At 69.2% G+C, this 16749-nt stretch carries 14 protein-coding genes; 11 read left to right on the forward strand and 3 right to left on the reverse strand.

Going from position 1 to position 16749, the window contains the following annotated elements; translation table 11 throughout:
- The first annotated feature begins 1 nt into the window (after position 1).
- The 10 genes from AC3WQZ_RS09850 to AC3WQZ_RS09895 all read left to right on the forward strand — a co-directional run bounded on the left by AC3WQZ_RS09850 (position 2) and on the right by AC3WQZ_RS09895 (position 12015).
- Entirely contained in the window at positions 2–3199 is a 3198-nt protein-coding gene (locus AC3WQZ_RS09850; protein WP_492300429.1) for an efflux RND transporter permease subunit, read from the forward strand.
- 30 nt (positions 3200–3229) lie between these two features.
- Positions 3230–3430 (forward strand): hypothetical protein, encoded by a 201-nt coding sequence (locus tag AC3WQZ_RS09855; RefSeq protein WP_492300430.1) that lies wholly within the window; start codon positions 3230–3232, stop codon positions 3428–3430.
- A 90-nt stretch (positions 3431–3520) separates the two neighbouring features.
- A complete protein-coding gene (locus AC3WQZ_RS09860) occupies positions 3521–4357 on the forward strand; it encodes a ChaN family lipoprotein (protein ID WP_058697425.1) in 837 nt (278 codons plus the stop codon).
- 326 nt (positions 4358–4683) lie between these two features.
- Positions 4684–5652 (forward strand): Bug family tripartite tricarboxylate transporter substrate binding protein, encoded by a 969-nt coding sequence (locus AC3WQZ_RS09865; RefSeq protein ID WP_010811344.1) that lies wholly within the window; start codon positions 4684–4686, stop codon positions 5650–5652.
- 230 nt (positions 5653–5882) lie between these two features.
- A complete protein-coding gene (locus AC3WQZ_RS09870) occupies positions 5883–6356 on the forward strand; it encodes a tripartite tricarboxylate transporter TctB family protein (RefSeq protein WP_010811345.1) in 474 nt (157 codons plus the stop codon).
- Positions 6357–6388: 32 nt separating this feature from the next.
- On the forward strand, positions 6389–7903 hold the full coding sequence (locus tag AC3WQZ_RS09875) for a tripartite tricarboxylate transporter permease (protein WP_010811346.1): 1515 nt from the start codon (positions 6389–6391) through the stop codon (positions 7901–7903).
- A gap of 124 nt (positions 7904–8027) precedes the next feature.
- Positions 8028–9086, forward strand: coding sequence for an AbrB family transcriptional regulator (locus AC3WQZ_RS09880; RefSeq protein ID WP_010811347.1), 1059 nt, complete (start codon positions 8028–8030; stop codon positions 9084–9086).
- A gap of 50 nt (positions 9087–9136) precedes the next feature.
- Positions 9137–9559, forward strand: a complete 423-nt coding sequence (locus tag AC3WQZ_RS09885) for a PaaI family thioesterase (RefSeq protein WP_010811348.1) — start codon at positions 9137–9139, stop codon at positions 9557–9559.
- 22 nt (positions 9560–9581) lie between these two features.
- Positions 9582–10478 (forward strand): patatin-like phospholipase family protein, encoded by an 897-nt coding sequence (locus AC3WQZ_RS09890; RefSeq protein WP_492300432.1) that lies wholly within the window; start codon positions 9582–9584, stop codon positions 10476–10478.
- A 67-nt stretch (positions 10479–10545) separates the two neighbouring features.
- Positions 10546–12015, forward strand: coding sequence for a dihydrolipoyl dehydrogenase family protein (locus tag AC3WQZ_RS09895; protein ID WP_439668420.1), 1470 nt, complete (start codon positions 10546–10548; stop codon positions 12013–12015).
- Positions 12016–12018: 3 nt separating this feature from the next.
- Here the strand turns inward: AC3WQZ_RS09895 and AC3WQZ_RS09900 are convergent, their stop codons facing one another.
- Together AC3WQZ_RS09900 and AC3WQZ_RS09905 are read right to left on the reverse strand one after the other, a co-directional pair.
- The gene (locus AC3WQZ_RS09900; RefSeq protein WP_011616278.1) at positions 12019–13473 is read right to left on the reverse strand and encodes a sensor histidine kinase; all 1455 of its coding nucleotides are present in this window, start codon (positions 13471–13473) and stop codon (positions 12019–12021) included.
- 2 nt (positions 13474–13475) lie between these two features.
- A complete protein-coding gene (locus AC3WQZ_RS09905; protein WP_010811352.1) occupies positions 13476–14150 on the reverse strand; it encodes a response regulator in 675 nt (224 codons plus the stop codon).
- Between the two features lie 296 nt (positions 14151–14446).
- Between AC3WQZ_RS09905 and AC3WQZ_RS09910 the strand changes: the two genes are divergently transcribed.
- On the forward strand, positions 14447–15541 hold the full coding sequence (locus AC3WQZ_RS09910; RefSeq protein WP_454750887.1) for an ABC transporter substrate-binding protein: 1095 nt from the start codon (positions 14447–14449) through the stop codon (positions 15539–15541).
- 19 nt (positions 15542–15560) lie between these two features.
- On the opposite strand, the gene AC3WQZ_RS09915 is transcribed toward AC3WQZ_RS09910, so the two are convergent.
- Positions 15561–16304, reverse strand: a complete 744-nt coding sequence (locus AC3WQZ_RS09915) for a TetR family transcriptional regulator (protein WP_010811354.1) — start codon at positions 16302–16304, stop codon at positions 15561–15563.
- Positions 16305–16749 lie beyond the last annotated feature (445 nt).

The following is a 16749-nucleotide window of genomic DNA, read 5'->3' on the forward strand; positions in this document are numbered from 1 at the left end:
CATGACGCTGTCTGAACTCTGCATCCGCCGTCCGGTGATGACGGTGCTGCTGTGCCTGGCGGTGGTGGTCGCCGGCATCGTGCTGTATCCGACCATCCCGATCGCGGCGCTGCCCAGCTTCAACTCGCCGGTGATCCAGGTCACCGCCACGCTGCCCGGCGCCAGCCCGGAGACCATGGCGGCGTCGGTGGCCACGCAACTGGAGAAGCAGTTCGCCACCATCCCCGGCGTGACGGTGATCAGCTCGCAGAACACGCTCGGCAACTCCAGCATCACCATCGAATTCAACAACGACCGCAATATCGACGACGCGGCCGTCGACGTGCAGGCGGCGCTGTTCCGCGCCCAGCGTTCGCTGCCGATCGAGATGACGGTGCCGCCGTCGTACCGCAAGGTCAACCCGGCCGACGCGCCGGTGCTGCTGCTGGCGATCAACTCGCCGGCGATGAGCCTGGCCGACCTGAATGCCTTTGGCGACAACCTGATCTCGCCCACGCTGGCCACGCTGCCGGGGGTGGCGCAGGTGCAGATCTTCGGGCAGAAGCGCTTTGCCGTGCGCGTGCGCGCCCACCCCGATGCGCTCGCCGCGCGCGGCCTGACGCTGGACGAGCTGGCCACGGCGCTCAATCGCGCCAACGCCAACACGCCGGTGGGCACGCTCGACAGCGCGCGCCAGACCCTGACCATCCAGGCCAACCGGCAGCTGACCAGCGCCGACGCCTTCCGCAACATCATCGTCGCCAGCCAGCCCAGCGGCGCGCTGGTGCGGCTCTCTGACGTGGCCGAGGTCGAGGACAGCGTCGAGACCATCAAGACCGGCAGCTGGCTCAACAACGAGCGCTCGATTGTGCTGGCCGTGCTGCGCCAGCCCGACGCCAACACCGTGGCAGTGGTCGATGCGATCAACGCCGCCCTGCCCCGCCTGATCCAGCAGATGCCGGGCTCGGTCAATGTGTCGGTGGTCAACGACCGCTCGCGCTCGATCCGCGAATCGATCCACGACGTGCAGTTCACGCTGGCGCTGACGGTGGCGCTGGTGGTGATGGTGATCTTCCTGTTCCTGCGCCGCGCCGCCGCCACGCTGATCCCCACGGTGTCGCTGCCGATCTCGCTGATCGGCACGGTGGCGCTGATGAAGGCCTTCGGCTACAGCCTGGACAATGTCTCGCTGCTGGCCATCACCCTGGCGGTGGGCCTGGTGGTGGACGACGCCATCGTCATGCTCGAGAACATCGTGCGCCATATCGAGGAAGGCGTGGCGCCGCTGAAGGCCGCGCTGGTGGGTTCGCGCGAGATGGGCTTCACCATCCTGTCGATCTCGATCTCGCTGGTGGCGGTGTTTATCCCGATCTTCTTCATGCCGGGCGTGATCGGGCTGTTGTTCCATGAATTTGCCGCGGTGGTGTCGCTGGCGATCCTGGTATCGGCGCTGGTGTCGCTGACGCTGATCCCGATGCTGTGCGCGCGCTTCCTGTCGGCCGAGAACGTGCCGGTGGATGAATCGCACCATGCCTACGGCGACCACGCGTCGGCGCAGCCCGACATCGTGCAGAAGCAGACCTTCGGCATGCGCTCCACGCAGTGGTTTGAGAACCTGTTCGAGTTCACGCTGCACCGCTATGCGCGCGGGCTGGACTGGTGCCTGGCGCACCGCCGCACCGTGCTGGCGGTCGCGGGCCTGACCTTCGTGCTGACCGCGGTGCTGTTCGTCACCATTCCCAAGGGCTTCTTCCCCGAAGAGGACATCGGCCAGATCCGCGTCAACGCCGAAGGCCCGCAGGACATCTCCTTCGACGCCATGGCGGAACGCCTGCGCGACGCCGCCGAGCGCATGCGCGCCAACCCCGCGGTCAAGAGCATCGTGGTCGCCATCGGCGGCGGCCCGTCGCCCGCCATCAACACCGGGCGCATGTTTGTCGAACTGAAGCCGCGCGGCGAGCGCGAAGCGATGCCGAAGGTGATCGAGTCGCTGCGGCGCGATGTTGCCGGTGTGCCGGGCCTGGCGGTGTACTTTGCGCCGGTGCAGAACCTGCAGCTGGGCGGGCGCCAGAGCAAGAGCCGCTACCAGTACACATTGCAGAGCGTGAAGGCCGGCCAGCTGCAGGACTCGTCCGACCAGCTGATGGCAAAGATGCGCGCCGATCCGATCTTCCGCGACGTCACCAGCGATTCGCAGCAGTCCGGGCTGGAGGCGCACCTGTCGATCGACCGCGACAAGGCCAATGCGCTGGGTGTGCAGATGCAGGACGTGCGCACCGCGCTGTACTCGGCCTTCGGCGAGCGGCAGGTGTCGACCATCTATACGCCGATCGACAACTACTACGTGATCCTGCAGGCGGCCGATGTCGACCGCACCGACGAGAGCGCGTTCTCCAAGCTCTATGTGCGCAGCAAGACCGGCCAGATGGTGCCGGTCTCAGCCTTCGCCACCACCGAGCGCCGGGTCGGGCCAATCTCCGTCAACCACCAGGGGCAGCTGCCTTCGGTGACGGTGTCGTTCAACCTGGCGCCGGGCGCGGCGCTGGGCGATGCTTCGGCACGCATCGACCGCTACCGGCAGGAGATCGCCATGCCCAGCTCGATCTTCACCAGCTGGGGCGGCGACGCGGCGGTGTTCCAGTCGTCGCAGGCGACGCAGATCGTGCTGCTGGTGGCAGCCATCGCGGTGATCTACACGCTGCTGGGCGTGCTGTATGAAAGCTATATTCATCCGCTGACGATCCTGGCGGGTTTGCCTTCGGCGGCGGTGGGCGCGTTGCTGACGCTGTTCATCTTCAATGTCGAGCTGTCGCTGATTGCCGTGATCGGCGTGCTGATGCTGATCGGCATCGTCAAGAAGAACGCGATCATGATGATCGACTTCGCGCTGGCCGCGCAGCGCGAACAAGGGATGACGCCGGCGAAGGCGATCCGGCAGGCGTGCCTGCTGCGCTTCCGGCCGATCATGATGACGACCTTCGCCGCGGTGATGGGTGCGCTGCCGCTGGCGCTCGGCTTAGGCGCCGGTGCCGAGTTGCGCCAGCCGCTGGGCCTGGCCGTGGTCGGCGGCCTGCTGTTCTCGCAGGTGATCACGCTGTTTATCACGCCGGTGATCTACCTCGCGCTGGACCGGTTCTCCGGGACGGGGCCGTTGCAGATTGATTCTGAAGGCACCAAGCTGCCGGACAAGGCTTCGGGCGAGACCGTGCACCAGCGCTGAGGCACCGGCAGACAAGAGGAGGCCGCAGCATTGCTGCAGGCTCTTTGCTTTCGAGGTGCCGGCCAGGGTCGGACATCAGCGACATGTAGTGGCTGCGCGCGCCATCCGCCTGAAAGCGGGCGCGGCTACGTGCTGGTGACGTGGGCGCGCCGGCACAAGGTTGCGAACACCGACGCGCTCGACGTCGCCGCGCACCGCCTGCTGGAACGCCCGCGCATCGTCACGGAATGATGACGTGACCATCACACCAACCCGGGCAACAAGCGGGAGCGCAGGCCGCCAACCCCGCCACTACAACGAGATAGGGAAAGGAACTGCGTGATGTCATTCCGTTTGCGCATTGCCGGCATGCTGGCCGCCGCTGTCGCAGTGCTGGCGACCGGCTGTGCCGCCACCGGCCCGGCACCCGAGGCGGTCAGCGCCGCCTTCGCCGGCAAGTCCTACGTGCTGCTGGGCGAGGTCCACGACAACGCTGCCGCGCAGCAGCAGCGCCTGGCCGCGCTGACGCGTGCCGTCGAGCAAGGCTGGCGCCCGGCCATCGCCATGGAACAGTTCGACCGCGAGCGCCAGCCCGATATCGAGCGCGCCCGCCGCGAGCGCCCGCGCGATGCCGACTACCTGATCGCCCAGGCCGGCGGCGGTGCCTGGCAATGGCCGCTGTACCGGCCGGTGGTGGCGCTGGCGCTGCGGTACGAACTGCCGCTGGTGGCGGCCAACCTGTCGCGCGCCGACGCCGGCAAGATCGTGCGCGGCGGACTGGACAGCCTGTTCCCGGCCGGCGAGCGCCAGCAGCTGGGTCTGTCCGGTGCGCTCCCCGGCGACCTCGTGGCCGCGCAGACGGCGGTGCTGGACCGGGGCCACTGCGGCAATTTCCCCAAGGCCATGCTGCCCGGGATGCTGGCGGCGCAGTCCGCGCGCGATGCGGTGATGGCGCAGACGCTGCGCCCCTACGCGCAGCGCGGCGCGGTGCTGATCGCCGGCAACGGCCACGTGCGGCGCGACATCGGCGTGCCGCGCTGGCTGGGGGCGGGCGTGGGGCAGGTGGTCAGCGTGGGGTATGTGGAAAACCCGCCTGCCGACGGCGAGTTCGACATGGCCGTGGTGGTGCCGGCGGTGGCGCGCAAGGACCCGTGCCTGCAGGCGAAGCCGGCGGGTTGAGGGGCCTGCGCCCGCGCTGCAATCCGCCATCCACGTAAACCCCGACCCTTTCTGCCCCCGATTGACAGCCTTTTGACAGTTTCCCCCGCCTAGAATCCGCCCCATGACCGGTAATTCCGGTCTGACGTTCACCAAAAGTCCAAGAACAGTCCCGGCCACGCCCCGCCGCGCCGGACAGGAGACAAGCACCGGCACTGCGCCTTTCGCGCAGTCCGCCAGGCTGTCTTCCCGTCCCCCGCAACGCAGTGGCAGCCGGAACGCCCGGGTCGGATCGCGGCTGCCAGCAGGCTGGCATGGCGCATCCCCGGTAACACCAGGAGACCACTATGCGCCGTACCTATTCCCGCCTGGCCCATGCCGTGATGGCATCGGCCGCCGTTGCCGCCACCTTCGCCGCCGCGCCGGCCTTTGCGCTCGATAGCGTCAAGGTCATGATCGGCGCCAACCCCGGCGGCGGCTTTGACCAGACCGGCCGCTCGCTGGGCGCCGCGATGATTGCCGCGGGCCAGGCCAAGACCGCTTCATACGACAACAAGGGCGGCGCCGGCGGCACCATCGCGCTGACCCAGTTCGTCAATACCGACAAGGGCAACCCCAATGCGCTGATGGTGGTGGGCGCGGTGATGGTGGGCGCGATCGAGACCAACAAGCCGCCGGTCACGCTGAAGAACGCCACCCCGATCGCGCGCCTGTTCGCCGACACCATGGTCATCACCGTGCCGGCCAGCTCGCCGATCAAGTCGGTCAAGGACCTGACCACGCAGCTCAAGGCCAACCCGGGCAGCGTCAGCTGGGGCGGCGGCTCCAAGGGTTCGATCGACCACATCCTGGCCGGCCTGATCGCCAAGGAATCGGGCGTCGATCCCAAGAAGATCAACTACGTGCCGTTCCAGGGCGGCGGCGAAGCCTCGGCCTCGATCATGGGCGGCCACGTGACGGTGGGCATCGCCGGCGTGTCGGAATTCCTGCCCTTCATCAAGAGCGGCAAGATGCGCGCGCTGGCGGTGACCTCCAAGGACCGCACCGCCGATATCCCGACGCTCAAGGAGCAAGGCGTGAACGTCGAGATCTATAACTGGCGCGGCGTGTACGGCGCGCCCGGCATCAGCGCCGAGCAGCGCAAGGCCATGATCGACGCCGTGGTCAAGGCCACCGAGAGCCAGGCCTGGAAGGACACGCTGCAGAAGAATGACTGGACCCCGTTCCTGCTGACCGGCGACGAGTTCGGCAAGTTCGTCGACAGCGAATCGGCCCGCCTGGGCGGCTCGCTGCGTGAACTGGGCGTGGCCAAGTAAGAACTGCCGGCAGCACCCAAACCGGCAGTACCGCATCAACCTGCTTTACCTGTCGTGCCTGCCAATCCCGCCGGTGAACCCGGCGGCAGGAAAACGGCGCAGGGCCCGGTGTCCACCTGCGATACCAGACAAATAATCATATGTCGCCGGGCCCTGCCGCCGCGCAGGCAGCACCTGCCAGCGTCGCGGACGCCAGCACCCATGCTGGCGACAAAGGCCAAGGAGTCTCCATGAAACCCTCGCACCTCGCCATCGGCATTGCCGTGCTGGCGCTCTCGCTGTTTTTCTTCCTCGGGCTGTCCGGCATTTCCGGCGACGAGGGCTACGCCGGCCTGTCGCCGCGCTTCGTGCCCACGCTGGTGGCCGTCGGCCTGGCCGTGTGCGGCGCGCTGCTGACCTGGCAGGGCGTGCGCGGCGGTTTCCGCAACATGCCGGAAGAAGATGCCGAGCTGCCCAACGCGCCGCATAACTTCGGCGGCTTCCTGTGGGTGGCCGCGGGCCTGGTGTTGAACATGGCGCTGATCGGCACGCTTGGCTTCGTGATCGCTTCCACGCTGCTGATGGTGTGCGTGGCGCGTGGCTACGGCAGCCGCCGCATCGTGCGCGACGCGCTGATGGGCCTGTGCATCACGGTGCCGATGTGGGCGCTGTTTGAGTTCCTGCTCGGCATCAACCTGCCGCTGCTGCCCATCGCCGGCTTCTGAGCCCGCCCGCCCGTCCAGCAAGGAGTCTTCGAATGGATACCCTGAACCAGCTGATGCACGGCTTTGCCGTGGCCATCACGCCGATCAACCTGATGTGGGCCCTGGTGGGCTGCTTCCTTGGCACCGCCATCGGCGTGCTGCCGGGCATCGGCCCCGCGCTGACGGTGGCGATGCTGCTGCCGCTGACCGCCAAGGTGGAACCGACCGCCGCGCTGATCATGTTCGCCGGCATCTACTACGGCGCGATGTACGGCGGCTCGACCACCTCGATCCTGATGAACACGCCGGGCGAGTCTTCCACCATGGTCACAGCCATGGAAGGCAACCTGATGGCCAAGAACGGGCGCGCCGGCCCGGCGCTGGCCACCGCGGCGATCGGCTCGTTCGTGGCGGGCACCATTGCCACGGTGATGCTGTCGATGTTCGCGCCGGTGGCGGCGGACGTGGCGCTGCAGTTCGGCCCGGGCGAGTACTTCATGATCATGCTGCTGGCCTTCACCACGGTCTCGGCCGTGCTGGGCTCGTCGCTGCTGCGCGGCATGACCGCACTGTTCCTGGGCCTGGGCATCGGCCTGATCGGCATGGATTCGCTGTCGGGCCAGACCCGCTATTCGATGAACGTGCAGGAGCTGTACGACGGCATCGACATCGTGGTGGTGGCGGTGGGCCTGTTCGCGGTGGGCGAGGCGCTGTTCAACGCGTTCTTCCCGCAGCCGGCGGGCACCTTCAACAAGCTCAGCTCGGTCCACATGAACAAGTCGGACTGGAAGCGCTCGATCCCGGCGTGGATCCGCGGCACCTTCATCGGCTTCCCGTTCGGGCTGATCCCCGCCGGCGGCGCCGAGATCCCGACCTTCCTGTCGTATGCCACCGAGAAGAAGCTGTCCGACCACAAGGAAGACTTCGGCAAGGTCGGCGCGATCGAAGGCGTGGCCGGCCCCGAAGCGGCCAACAACGCCGCAGTGACCGCGACGCTGGCCCCGCTGCTGACGCTGGGCATCCCCACCTCCAACACCACCGCGATCCTGCTGGCCGCGTTCCAGAACTACAACCTGCAGCCGGGCCCGATGCTGTTCCAGACCTCGGGCGACCTGGTGTGGGGCCTGCTGGCGTCGCTGTATATCGGCAACGTCATGCTGCTGGTGCTGAACCTGCCGGCGATCGGGCTGTGGGTGCGCATGCTGCGGGTGCCCACGCCGCTGCTGTACGGCGGCATCCTGATCTTCGCCGGGCTGGGCGCCTACGGCATCCGCCAGTCGTGGTTCGACCTGCTGCTGCTGTTCGTGGTCGGCCTGCTCGGCATGGTGATGCGCCGCTTCGACTTCCCCACCGCGCCGGTGATCGTGGGCATGATCCTGGGGCCGATGGCCGAGAAGCAGCTGCGCAATGCGCTGTCGATCGGCCAGGGCGACTGGACCCTGTTCCTGCGCCAGCCGATCTCGGCCACCATCCTGGCGCTGACCGTGGCGGTGGTGGTGATCCCGCGCCTGTTGCGCTGGCACGCGACCCGCACCTCGGCGCACGCGCAGGCCGACAACGCGGCCTGATGCGCGCGATCTTGCGGTAAGCTTTGCGAGGCCCGCACGCCAATGGTGTGCGGGCCTCTTGTCTTTCGTCTCTCGTTTTCCAAAACAACAAGGCGCCGGCGCTTCCGTGCCAGGCCGCTGAACCATGCGTCTCTTCTCCAACCCCTGGCTGTCCGCGCTGCCCACGCTGGCGCTCGGGCTGGCCGCCGCCCTGCTCTGCACCGCGCTGCATACCCCGCTGCCGTGGATGATCGGCCCGCTGCTGGCCGTGGCCGCCGCGCGCATGGCCGGGGCCGACCTGCGGGCGCCGTCGCAGGCCCGCAACGCGGGCCAGTGGGTGATTGGCGCGTCGCTCGGGCTCTACTTCACGCCGGACGTGGTGGCGCGGTTGGTGGAATACCTGCCCTACATCATTGCCGGCTCGCTGTTCGCGCTGGTGCTGGGCGCGGGCGGTGCCATCCTGCTGCGGCGGACCACCGGCGTGGCCTTCAAGACCGCGTTCTTCTCCACCGCCATCGGCGGCGCCTCGGAGATGGCCAACCTGGCCGAGCGCAACGGCGCGCGCATCGACCAGGTGGCGGCCGCGCATTCACTGCGGGTGCTGATGGTGGTGGTGACCGTGCCGGCCATCTTCCAGTACGGCGGCATCCACGGGCTCGACCCCTATATCCCCGGCCCGCGCGTGGTCAGCGCCCCGGGGCTGCTGGCGCTGGTCGCGATCACGCTGGGCGTGGCGCTGCTGGTGAAGCGGCTGAACATGCCCAACCCGTTCGTGATCGGCACGCTGCTGGCCGCGGCGGTGCTGACCGCGTCCGGGATCGAGCTGTCGGCCATCCCCACCTGGATGAGCCGTGCCGGCCAGCTGCTGATCGGGGTCTCGCTGGGGGTGCGCTTCTCGCGCGAGTTCCTGCATACCGCGCCGCGCTTCCTGTCGGGCGTGGCGCTCTACACCGTGCTGGCGCTGGTGGTATCGGCGCTGGTGGGCTGGGGGCTGTCGGCGCAGTCGGGCGCGCACCCGGCCACGGTGATCCTGGGCACCACGCCGGGCGGCATCGCCGAGATGTGCATCACGGCCAAGGTGCTGGAGGTGGGGGTGCCGCTGGTGACCGCGTTCCACGTGATCCGGATGGCCTTCGTGGTGCTGGCCACCGGCCCCCTGTATCATTGCCTCAAACATCGCGTCGCGCCGGAGGAGACAGAGTAGCGGTCCGTTACAGGACGGCTACGGTGCGGCCAGCCAGAACCAGGAGCGCCATGTCCGAAGCCGCACCGCAATTCAGCCTCACCGATATCGACGCCACGCTGGAGCGCGTGCTGGCGCCATGGGTGCGCCAGCTCGGCCTGCGTGCCGAAGCCGTCGATGCCCAGGGCGTCACGCTGCGCCTGCCGTTCAGCGAATCGTTCCGCCATGCGGGCGGCGTGGTCTGCGGCCAGGTGCTGATGTCCGCCGCCGATACCGCCATGATCGTCGCCGTGGCCAGCGCGCTGGGCGCCTTCCGCCCGATGACCACGGTCACGCTCACCACCAATTTCATGCGCCCGGTGATCGACGGCGACGTGCTGGTGCGCGCCAACGTGCTGCGCCTGGGCAAGACCGTGGTGTTCGGCGAGATCGAGCTGACCGGCACCGACGGCAAGCTGGCGGTGCAGGCCACCACCACCTACGCCCTGCTCTGATCCGCTCGCAACGCCAGCGCCCATGACTTCCGGCCACGCCCATCCCTTCGACCAGGTCGTCTTTGCCGGCGGTGGCAACCGCTGCTGGTGGCAGGCGGGCTGGTGGGACACGGTCGCGCCGGAACTGCAGTTGCACCCGCGCGTGATCGCCGCGATCTCGGCCGGCGCGGCGACGGCGTGCATGGTCTATGCGCACGACTCGCACCAGACCATGGACTACTACCGCGAGGTCCTGTCCAACAACCGCCGCAATGCCTACTGGGGCAACCTGCTGCGCAATGAGCGCGTGTTCCCGCATTACGGCATCTACCGCACCGCGCTGCTGACGATCTTCGCCGACGGGCGCCTCTCGCACCTGCAGCAGGCGCCGGAGATCCGCATCGGCGTGGCCCATATCCCGCGCTGGAGCGGCCCGCGCCTGGCGGTGGCAGCGGGGCTGCTGGCGTACAACATCGACAAGCATGTGCTCAAGACGCTGCACCCGCGGCTGGGGCGCAAGCTGGGCTTCCGGCCGGAGTTCGTGCGCGCGCAGGACTGCGATTCGCCCGAGCAGCTGGCCGACCTGCTGCTGCAGTCGGCCTCCACGCCGCCGTTTACGCCGGTGCTGCGCCGCGGCGGCCGCCCGGTGCTGGACGGCGGGCTGGTCGACAACGTGCCCGTGGACGCGCTCGATGCCACCCCGGGCAATGTGCTGGTGCTGGTGACAAGGCTGTATCCGCGCCCGCGCCGTTTCGTGCTTGAGCAAGGCGGCCAGCGCCGCCTGTACCTGCAGCCCTCGCAGCGCGTGCCGATCTCGAGCTGGGACTACACCCGGCCCGATGCCATGACTCACGCCTACGAACTGGGCCGCCGCGACGGGGAAACTTTCCTGCGCGAGTGGCCGTCGATCCTGAATACCGAACTGCGGCCCGCTGCCTAGTTTCTTGTTTGCTGGCGCTGGCCTGATTGTTGTCGATGCGGCCCGTGTGCCGCGACAGGAGGCATGGATGACTAAGCGCCAGACAACCCCCGCCGGGGCCAGGGAACCGCGGCGCGCCCGCGAGGTCAGCGCGGCGCCGCCGGTGGAGCAGGTGCCGCGCGTGCGCGACGGCCGCACGCGGCGCAATGACAAGGTGCGCAAGGCAGACCTGGTGGTGATCGGCGGCGGCTCGGGCGGCGTGGCCTGCGCGCGGCGTGCCGCCGCGCACGGCGCACGCGTGATCCTGGTCGAGCGCGATGCCATCGGCGGCACCTGCGTCAACCGCGGCTGCGTGCCCAAGAAGATGCTGTCCTACGGCGCCGGCTGGTCGGCCATCCTGTCGGGCTGCCTGTCGCATACCGGTGGGCGTGAGGACTGGCGCGACGCCATCGTGCGCGTCAATGCCGAGGTTGCGCGGCTGAACGCGGGCTACACCCAGCGCCTGCACGAATCCGGCGTGGAAATCCTGCGCGGCGATGCACTGGTTACCGGCAAGGACGAAGTGCGCGTCGGCGACGAGACCATTCACGCGCGCCGCATCCTGATCGCCACCGGCGCGCGCCCGCGCGCGCTCGAAGTCCCGGGCGGCGAACTGGCCGCCAGTTCAGACGATGTCTTCACCTGGCAGACCGTGCCGGGTTCGATCGCGGTCATCGGCGGCGGCTACATCGGCGTGGAGCAGGCCTCGATCCTGTCGCGCTACGGCGTCAAGGTAGACCTGATCGTTGCCGGCGACCGGCTGCTGCCCCACTTCGACCACGACATCTCCCGGTCGCTGGCCGAGGCACTGACCGCGCGCGGCGTGCGCCTGCACCTGAACGCCAGGGTGCACCTGCTGAGCCAGGCCAACGGCGCGGTTGAAGTGTGCTACCGCCCCACCGACCGCCCCGGCCAGACCGAGGCTGTGCGCGCGCAGGCCGCGCTGGCGGCGATCGGGCGCATTTCCAACGTGCAGGGCTTCGGGCTGGAGGCGCTTGGCGTGGACTTTGGCGACAAGGGCGGCATCCGCGTGGACCGCCAGTTCCGCAGCAACGTGCGCGGCATCTACGCGCTCGGCGACGCCATCGACGGCCTGCACCTGACCCCGGTGGCCACCGCGCAGGGCCGCTGGCTGGCCGACCGCCTGTACGGCCGGCGCGGCGAACGCGCCGATTTCGACTTCGTGCCCACTGCGGTGTTCTGCGAGCCCGCCATCGGCGCCGTGGGCCTGACCGAGGCCCAGGCGATCGCAGCCGCCGGCAGGCCCGAGCGCATCCGCACCGTGGTCAAGCGCTTTGTCTCGCTGGAAAACCGCTTTGCCGGCAACTCCCACCAGTCGATGTTCAAGCTGGTGCTGAACGCGCGCAGCGGGCGCGTGCTCGGTGCGCACCTGATGGACGACGCCGCGCCCGAGATCGTGCAGACGCTGGCGGTGGCATTGCGGCTGGGCGTGCGCGAATCGCACCTGCAGACCACGGTGCAGCTGCATCCGACGGTGGCGGAGGAGTTATATGGTTAGGGGTTATTCGCCGATGGGCAGCTTCAGCACCGCGCGCACGCCGGTGCCCTGCAAGCCGTCGCCAAGCTCCACCGTGCCGCCAAACCGCGCCGCCATCTCGCGCGAGATGGCCAGCCCCAGCCCGGAGCCCGGCTCCGCATTGCCAACGCGCCGGTAGAAGCGCGCGAAGACCTTTTCGCGCTCTTCGGCCGGAATGCCCGGCCCATCGTCTTCCACCACCAGGCAGGCGGTCTGGTCGGCGCGCGTGGCCGACAGCGTGATGCGGCTGCCGCGTGGCGAGTACTGGATCGCGTTGTGGACCAGGTTGGCCAGCGCCTCGCGCAGCAGCGCGGGGTCGGCGCGCACCGGCAGCTTCAGCCCCGGCACCGGCTCCCAGCCGAAGTCCTGCTGCTTGCCGCGCGCCAGCGGCAGGTAGTCCAGCGCCACCTGCTCGGCCACGGTGACGGCGTCGATGATGTCGATGCCATCGGCTTCCTGGGCGGCTTCGCCGTGGTGCTGGCGTACCCGCGCCAGCGCCAGCAGCTGGTTGGTCAGGCGCGCGGCCTGTTCCAGCTGGGTGACGATGCCGCCCACGGCTTCGCCGGCGGCCTGGCGCGCGGTCTCGGGGTCAGGGGCGCGCAGCTGGCGCTGGGCGTATTCGGCCTGGGTCTTCAGGATGGCCAGCGGCGTGCGCAGCTGGTGCGCGGCGTCGGCGATGAACTGGGCCTGCGACTGCGCCATTGCCGCGGAGCGCGACACGTGCAGGTTGACCGCGTCGACCAGCGGGCGCACCTCGGCGGGCACGCGCTCGAACGTTAGCGGTGTCAGGTCATCCGGCGAGCGCGCTTCCACGTCGTCGCGCACGCGCGCCAGCGGGCGCAGCACGTAGGTGACGCCGCCCACCAGGATGCCGGCGCTCAGCAGGATCAGCAGCAGGTCGCGCGCCAGCGCGCTGCGCCAGACCGTGCCGATCAGCGTGGTGCGCGGCTCGGCGGTCTCGGCCACCTGGATGATCACGCGCATGCGCGCGTCCGGGCGGTATACCGGCCGCGCCATCGCGGCGATGCGCACGGACTCGCCCAGGTATTCGGCGTCGTAGAAGCGCGGCTGGTTGTTGACGAGGGTGCCGGCAGGAAGCGGCAGGTCGTCGTAGCCGGTGACGGTCTCGACCTGGCCGGCGCGCTCGGTCGACACGCGGTAGAACACATGGGTCTGCGCCGCCGTCTCGAACATCTCCATGGCGGCATCGGGCAGGGTCAGCTGGACGTTGTCGCCAGCCATGCCGATGGCACTGTCGATGGCGCGGATCGAGCCATAGAGCGAGCGGTCATAAGCCGTGTTGGCGGCGTCGCGCAGGGTGCCGTAGGTGAGCCAGGTGTCGATCGCCATCATCGCCGCCAGCGCCGGCACCAGCAGCAACAGCAGTTGCCGGCGCAGGCTGCCGCGGCGCCAGGACGGGACGCGATGGCGCCGCGCCATCTTCAGCGTCCGGCCTCGGGCTCCAGCAGGTAGCCGAAGCCGCGCAGGGTGACGATGGTGACGCCGTGCCCGGCCAGCTTCTTGCGCAGCCGGTAGACCAGCACCTCGATCGCGTCGGGCGAGACATCGGCGTCGAGCGAGAACACCTTGTCGAGCAGCTGCGCCTTGGTCAGCGGCTGGCCGCTGCGTGCCAGCAGCGCGCCCAGCAGGGTCGATTCGCGCGGGGTCAGCGCCAGCGGGGCGCCGTCCAGCGTGAAGCTGCGGGTCTCGCCGTCGAACACCAGCGTGCCGCACTGCAGGCGCGGATGCGCGCGCCCGCGGCTGCGGCGGATCAGCGCCAGCAGCCGCGCTTCCAGCTCGGCAATGGCAAAGGGCTTGGGCAGGTAGTCGTCGGCGCCCAGGTTCAGGCCGCGCACGCGTTCGTCCAGCGTGTCCTGCGCGGTCAGGATCAGCACCGGCGTGCGGTCGTCGCGCGCGCGCATGGACTTGAGCACGGCCAGCCCGTCCTTGCCGGGCAGGCGCAGGTCGAGCAGCACCGCGTCGTATTCCTCGGCCTGCAGGCGGGCCTCGGCCTGCAGCCCGTCGGCGACATGCTCGATCACAAAGCCGCCCTGCTCCAGCGCGCGGGCGACCCAGCGTGCCAGTTCGATTTCATCCTCCACCAGCAGGATGCGCATGCCGGTCTCCTCCTCTGCCGGTTTGGTCCATGTTTCGGTTGCGGCGGCGGAAACCGTCCGGAGAACAGGGGGCTGCACCGATGGAGCGCGCCCGCCGCGGGCGCCTATAATAACCCCGCCCCGCTGGTCCCGGCGCGTGTTGTCCGTGCGCCCGCTCCCTTCCACAGGCAGTTCTTCCGTTTCCGACCACCGTGCCCACGCGTCCACCCCCGCCGTCCCTGCCGTGCGCTTGCGAGCCGCCTGCCTCGGGGCAGCGCCGCCGCTTGCTGGGCGCATCGCTGCTGGCCGGCGCCACCTTGCCGGCCGCGTGGCCCCTTCATGCCCAGTCTAGGCCCCCGGCGCCGCCGCCGGGGTATCCGTCCGGGTATGACGCCACCATCGCCGGCGCCATGCGCGAAGGCGTGGTCACGGTCTATGCATCGACCGACCTGAAAGTGGCGCAGCCGCTGATCGCCGCGTTCGAGGCGCGCTACCCGGGCATCCGCGTGCACTACCAGGATCTCAACACGATCGAGCTGAACCAGCGCTTCCTGGCTGAGACCGCGGCGCTGGGCGGCAAGCGGCCCGCGCCCGATGCGGCCTTCGCCGACGTGCTGTGGAGCACGGCGATGGACCTGCAGATCAAGCTGGTCAACGACGGCCATGCGCAGCGCTACGCCTCGCCCGAGCGCGCCGGCCTGCCCGGCTGGGCGGTGTGGCGCGACGAGGCCTGGGGCACCACCTTCGAGCCCGCGGTGATCGTCTACAACCGCCACCACCTGGCCGGCATGCGCCCGCCGCGCAGCCGCAGCGGGCTGGCGCGGCTGCTGCAGGAGCACGCGCCGCGCTGGCATGGCAAGGTGGTGACGTATGACGTGGAGCGCTCGGGCGTGGGCTACCTGCTGGCGCAGCAGGACGCGCGCATGGGCAGTGAGTTCTGGTACCTGGCGCAGGCGCTGGGGCGCGCCGGGGTGCAGCTGTCGGCGTCCACCGCCGAGATGATCGAGCGCATCGCCAGCGGCGAGCTGGTGATGGGCTACAACCTGCTGGGTTCGTACGCGCTGTCGCTGATGGAGCGTGGCGCGGCCATCGACGTGATCGCCCCGCGCGACTACACGCTGGTGATGTCGCGAGTAGCCTTTATTGCCCGGCGCGCGCCGCGGCCCAATGCGGCGCGGCTGTGGCTGGACTACCTGCTCTCGCGCGAGGGCCAGGCGCTGCTGGCCAAGTCCACCTCGCAGCTCTACACCATCCGCACCGATACCGACAGCGTGCACACCGCGGCGGCATTGTCGGAGCGGCTGGGCTACGCGCTCAAGCCGATCAGCGTCGGCCCGGGCCTGCTGGCCGCGCAGGACGCGATGCGCAAGCGCGCATTCCTGGCGCGCTGGCGCGAGGCCATGCGCGGATAAGCGCGGATAAGCGCGCCGCTCAGGGGACCAGGTCGCCGGTATCGAGCCCGCCCGGTTGGGCGTTGGGGCAGGCCTGCTGGCACAGCGTGGACAGTTCCCGGTCCAGCGCCGCCATCGGGCGCGGCACGTAGCCGTGGCGCAGCGCCGGCGAGAACTTCAGGGTATCGATGAAGGCGTCGGACATGCGCTCGGCGTTGGCGTCGAGGTCGAAGTCCTGGGGCGAGAACAGCCAGTGCGCCAGCACCCCGCCGATGGCGGCATGGAAGGCATTGACGGCCAGGTCCAGGTCCAGGTCGGCGGGCAGCTGGCCGCGCTCCAGGGCCAGGCGCAGGTGCTCGCGCATCTTGACCAGGCCTTCCTGGTGCGACTGGCGCTGGCGCTCGAAGATGGCGCCGTTGTCCTGCACCATCTCGCACTTGTGGAAGATAATCTCGAACACCCGGCGCCAGCGCGGGTTGACCACGGTCTGGCGCATCACATAGGCGCAGATGTCGCGGATGCCGCCCAGCGGGTCTTCCTGGCGCGCGAGCCGCTCGGGGTCGCACAGCGCTTCCACGGGCAGGTTGACGCGGTCGCACATGGCGGCGAACACATCGCTCTTGTTCTTGAAGTGCCAGTAGATCGCGCCGCGCGTGACACCCGCCGCCTCGGCGATGTCCGCCAGCGACGGGCGTGCCACGCCGCGGGCGTGGAACACGGCTTCGGCCGCGTCGAGAATCCGGTGGCGCGTTTCAAGCGCCTCTTCCTTGGTACGTCTGACCATTTTTGTCTCTGGTGCCGGCGGCATGACGCAATGGATCCGTCATGGCCAGCCTTGTTGGTTCTCCCTGGGTGCGGCCCCGCTGTGGCAGCCGCACGGCCGGCGCATGCGCCGGCGGGTCGTTGTCGTCACATGCCAATGTGCTTGCAGCCTGCGAGCCGATACGACGGCGCGCATCCTAACCCGAGCCGGCGATTTGCGCCGTGATTCCGAACGGGTGGGGAGCAATTTGGACCGGCCGGTTGGGTTTGACCGGGGGCGGGATCCGTATTGCCGCGGCCCTGCGGCGCAGGTTGTGCGCCGAAAGTCCCTTCTGCAACATCAACTTAACATACATGCTTGAATGTATATATAATACGCGCTTGTCCGGCATTCGGCCAGCCGCCTTCTGTGACATACCCAGCACAGTTGGCAATCCCTGCCGCAGGCCAGCCGGTCATGAATCCAG

The sequence above is a fragment of the Cupriavidus sp. FW305-26 genome (assembly GCF_058787975.1).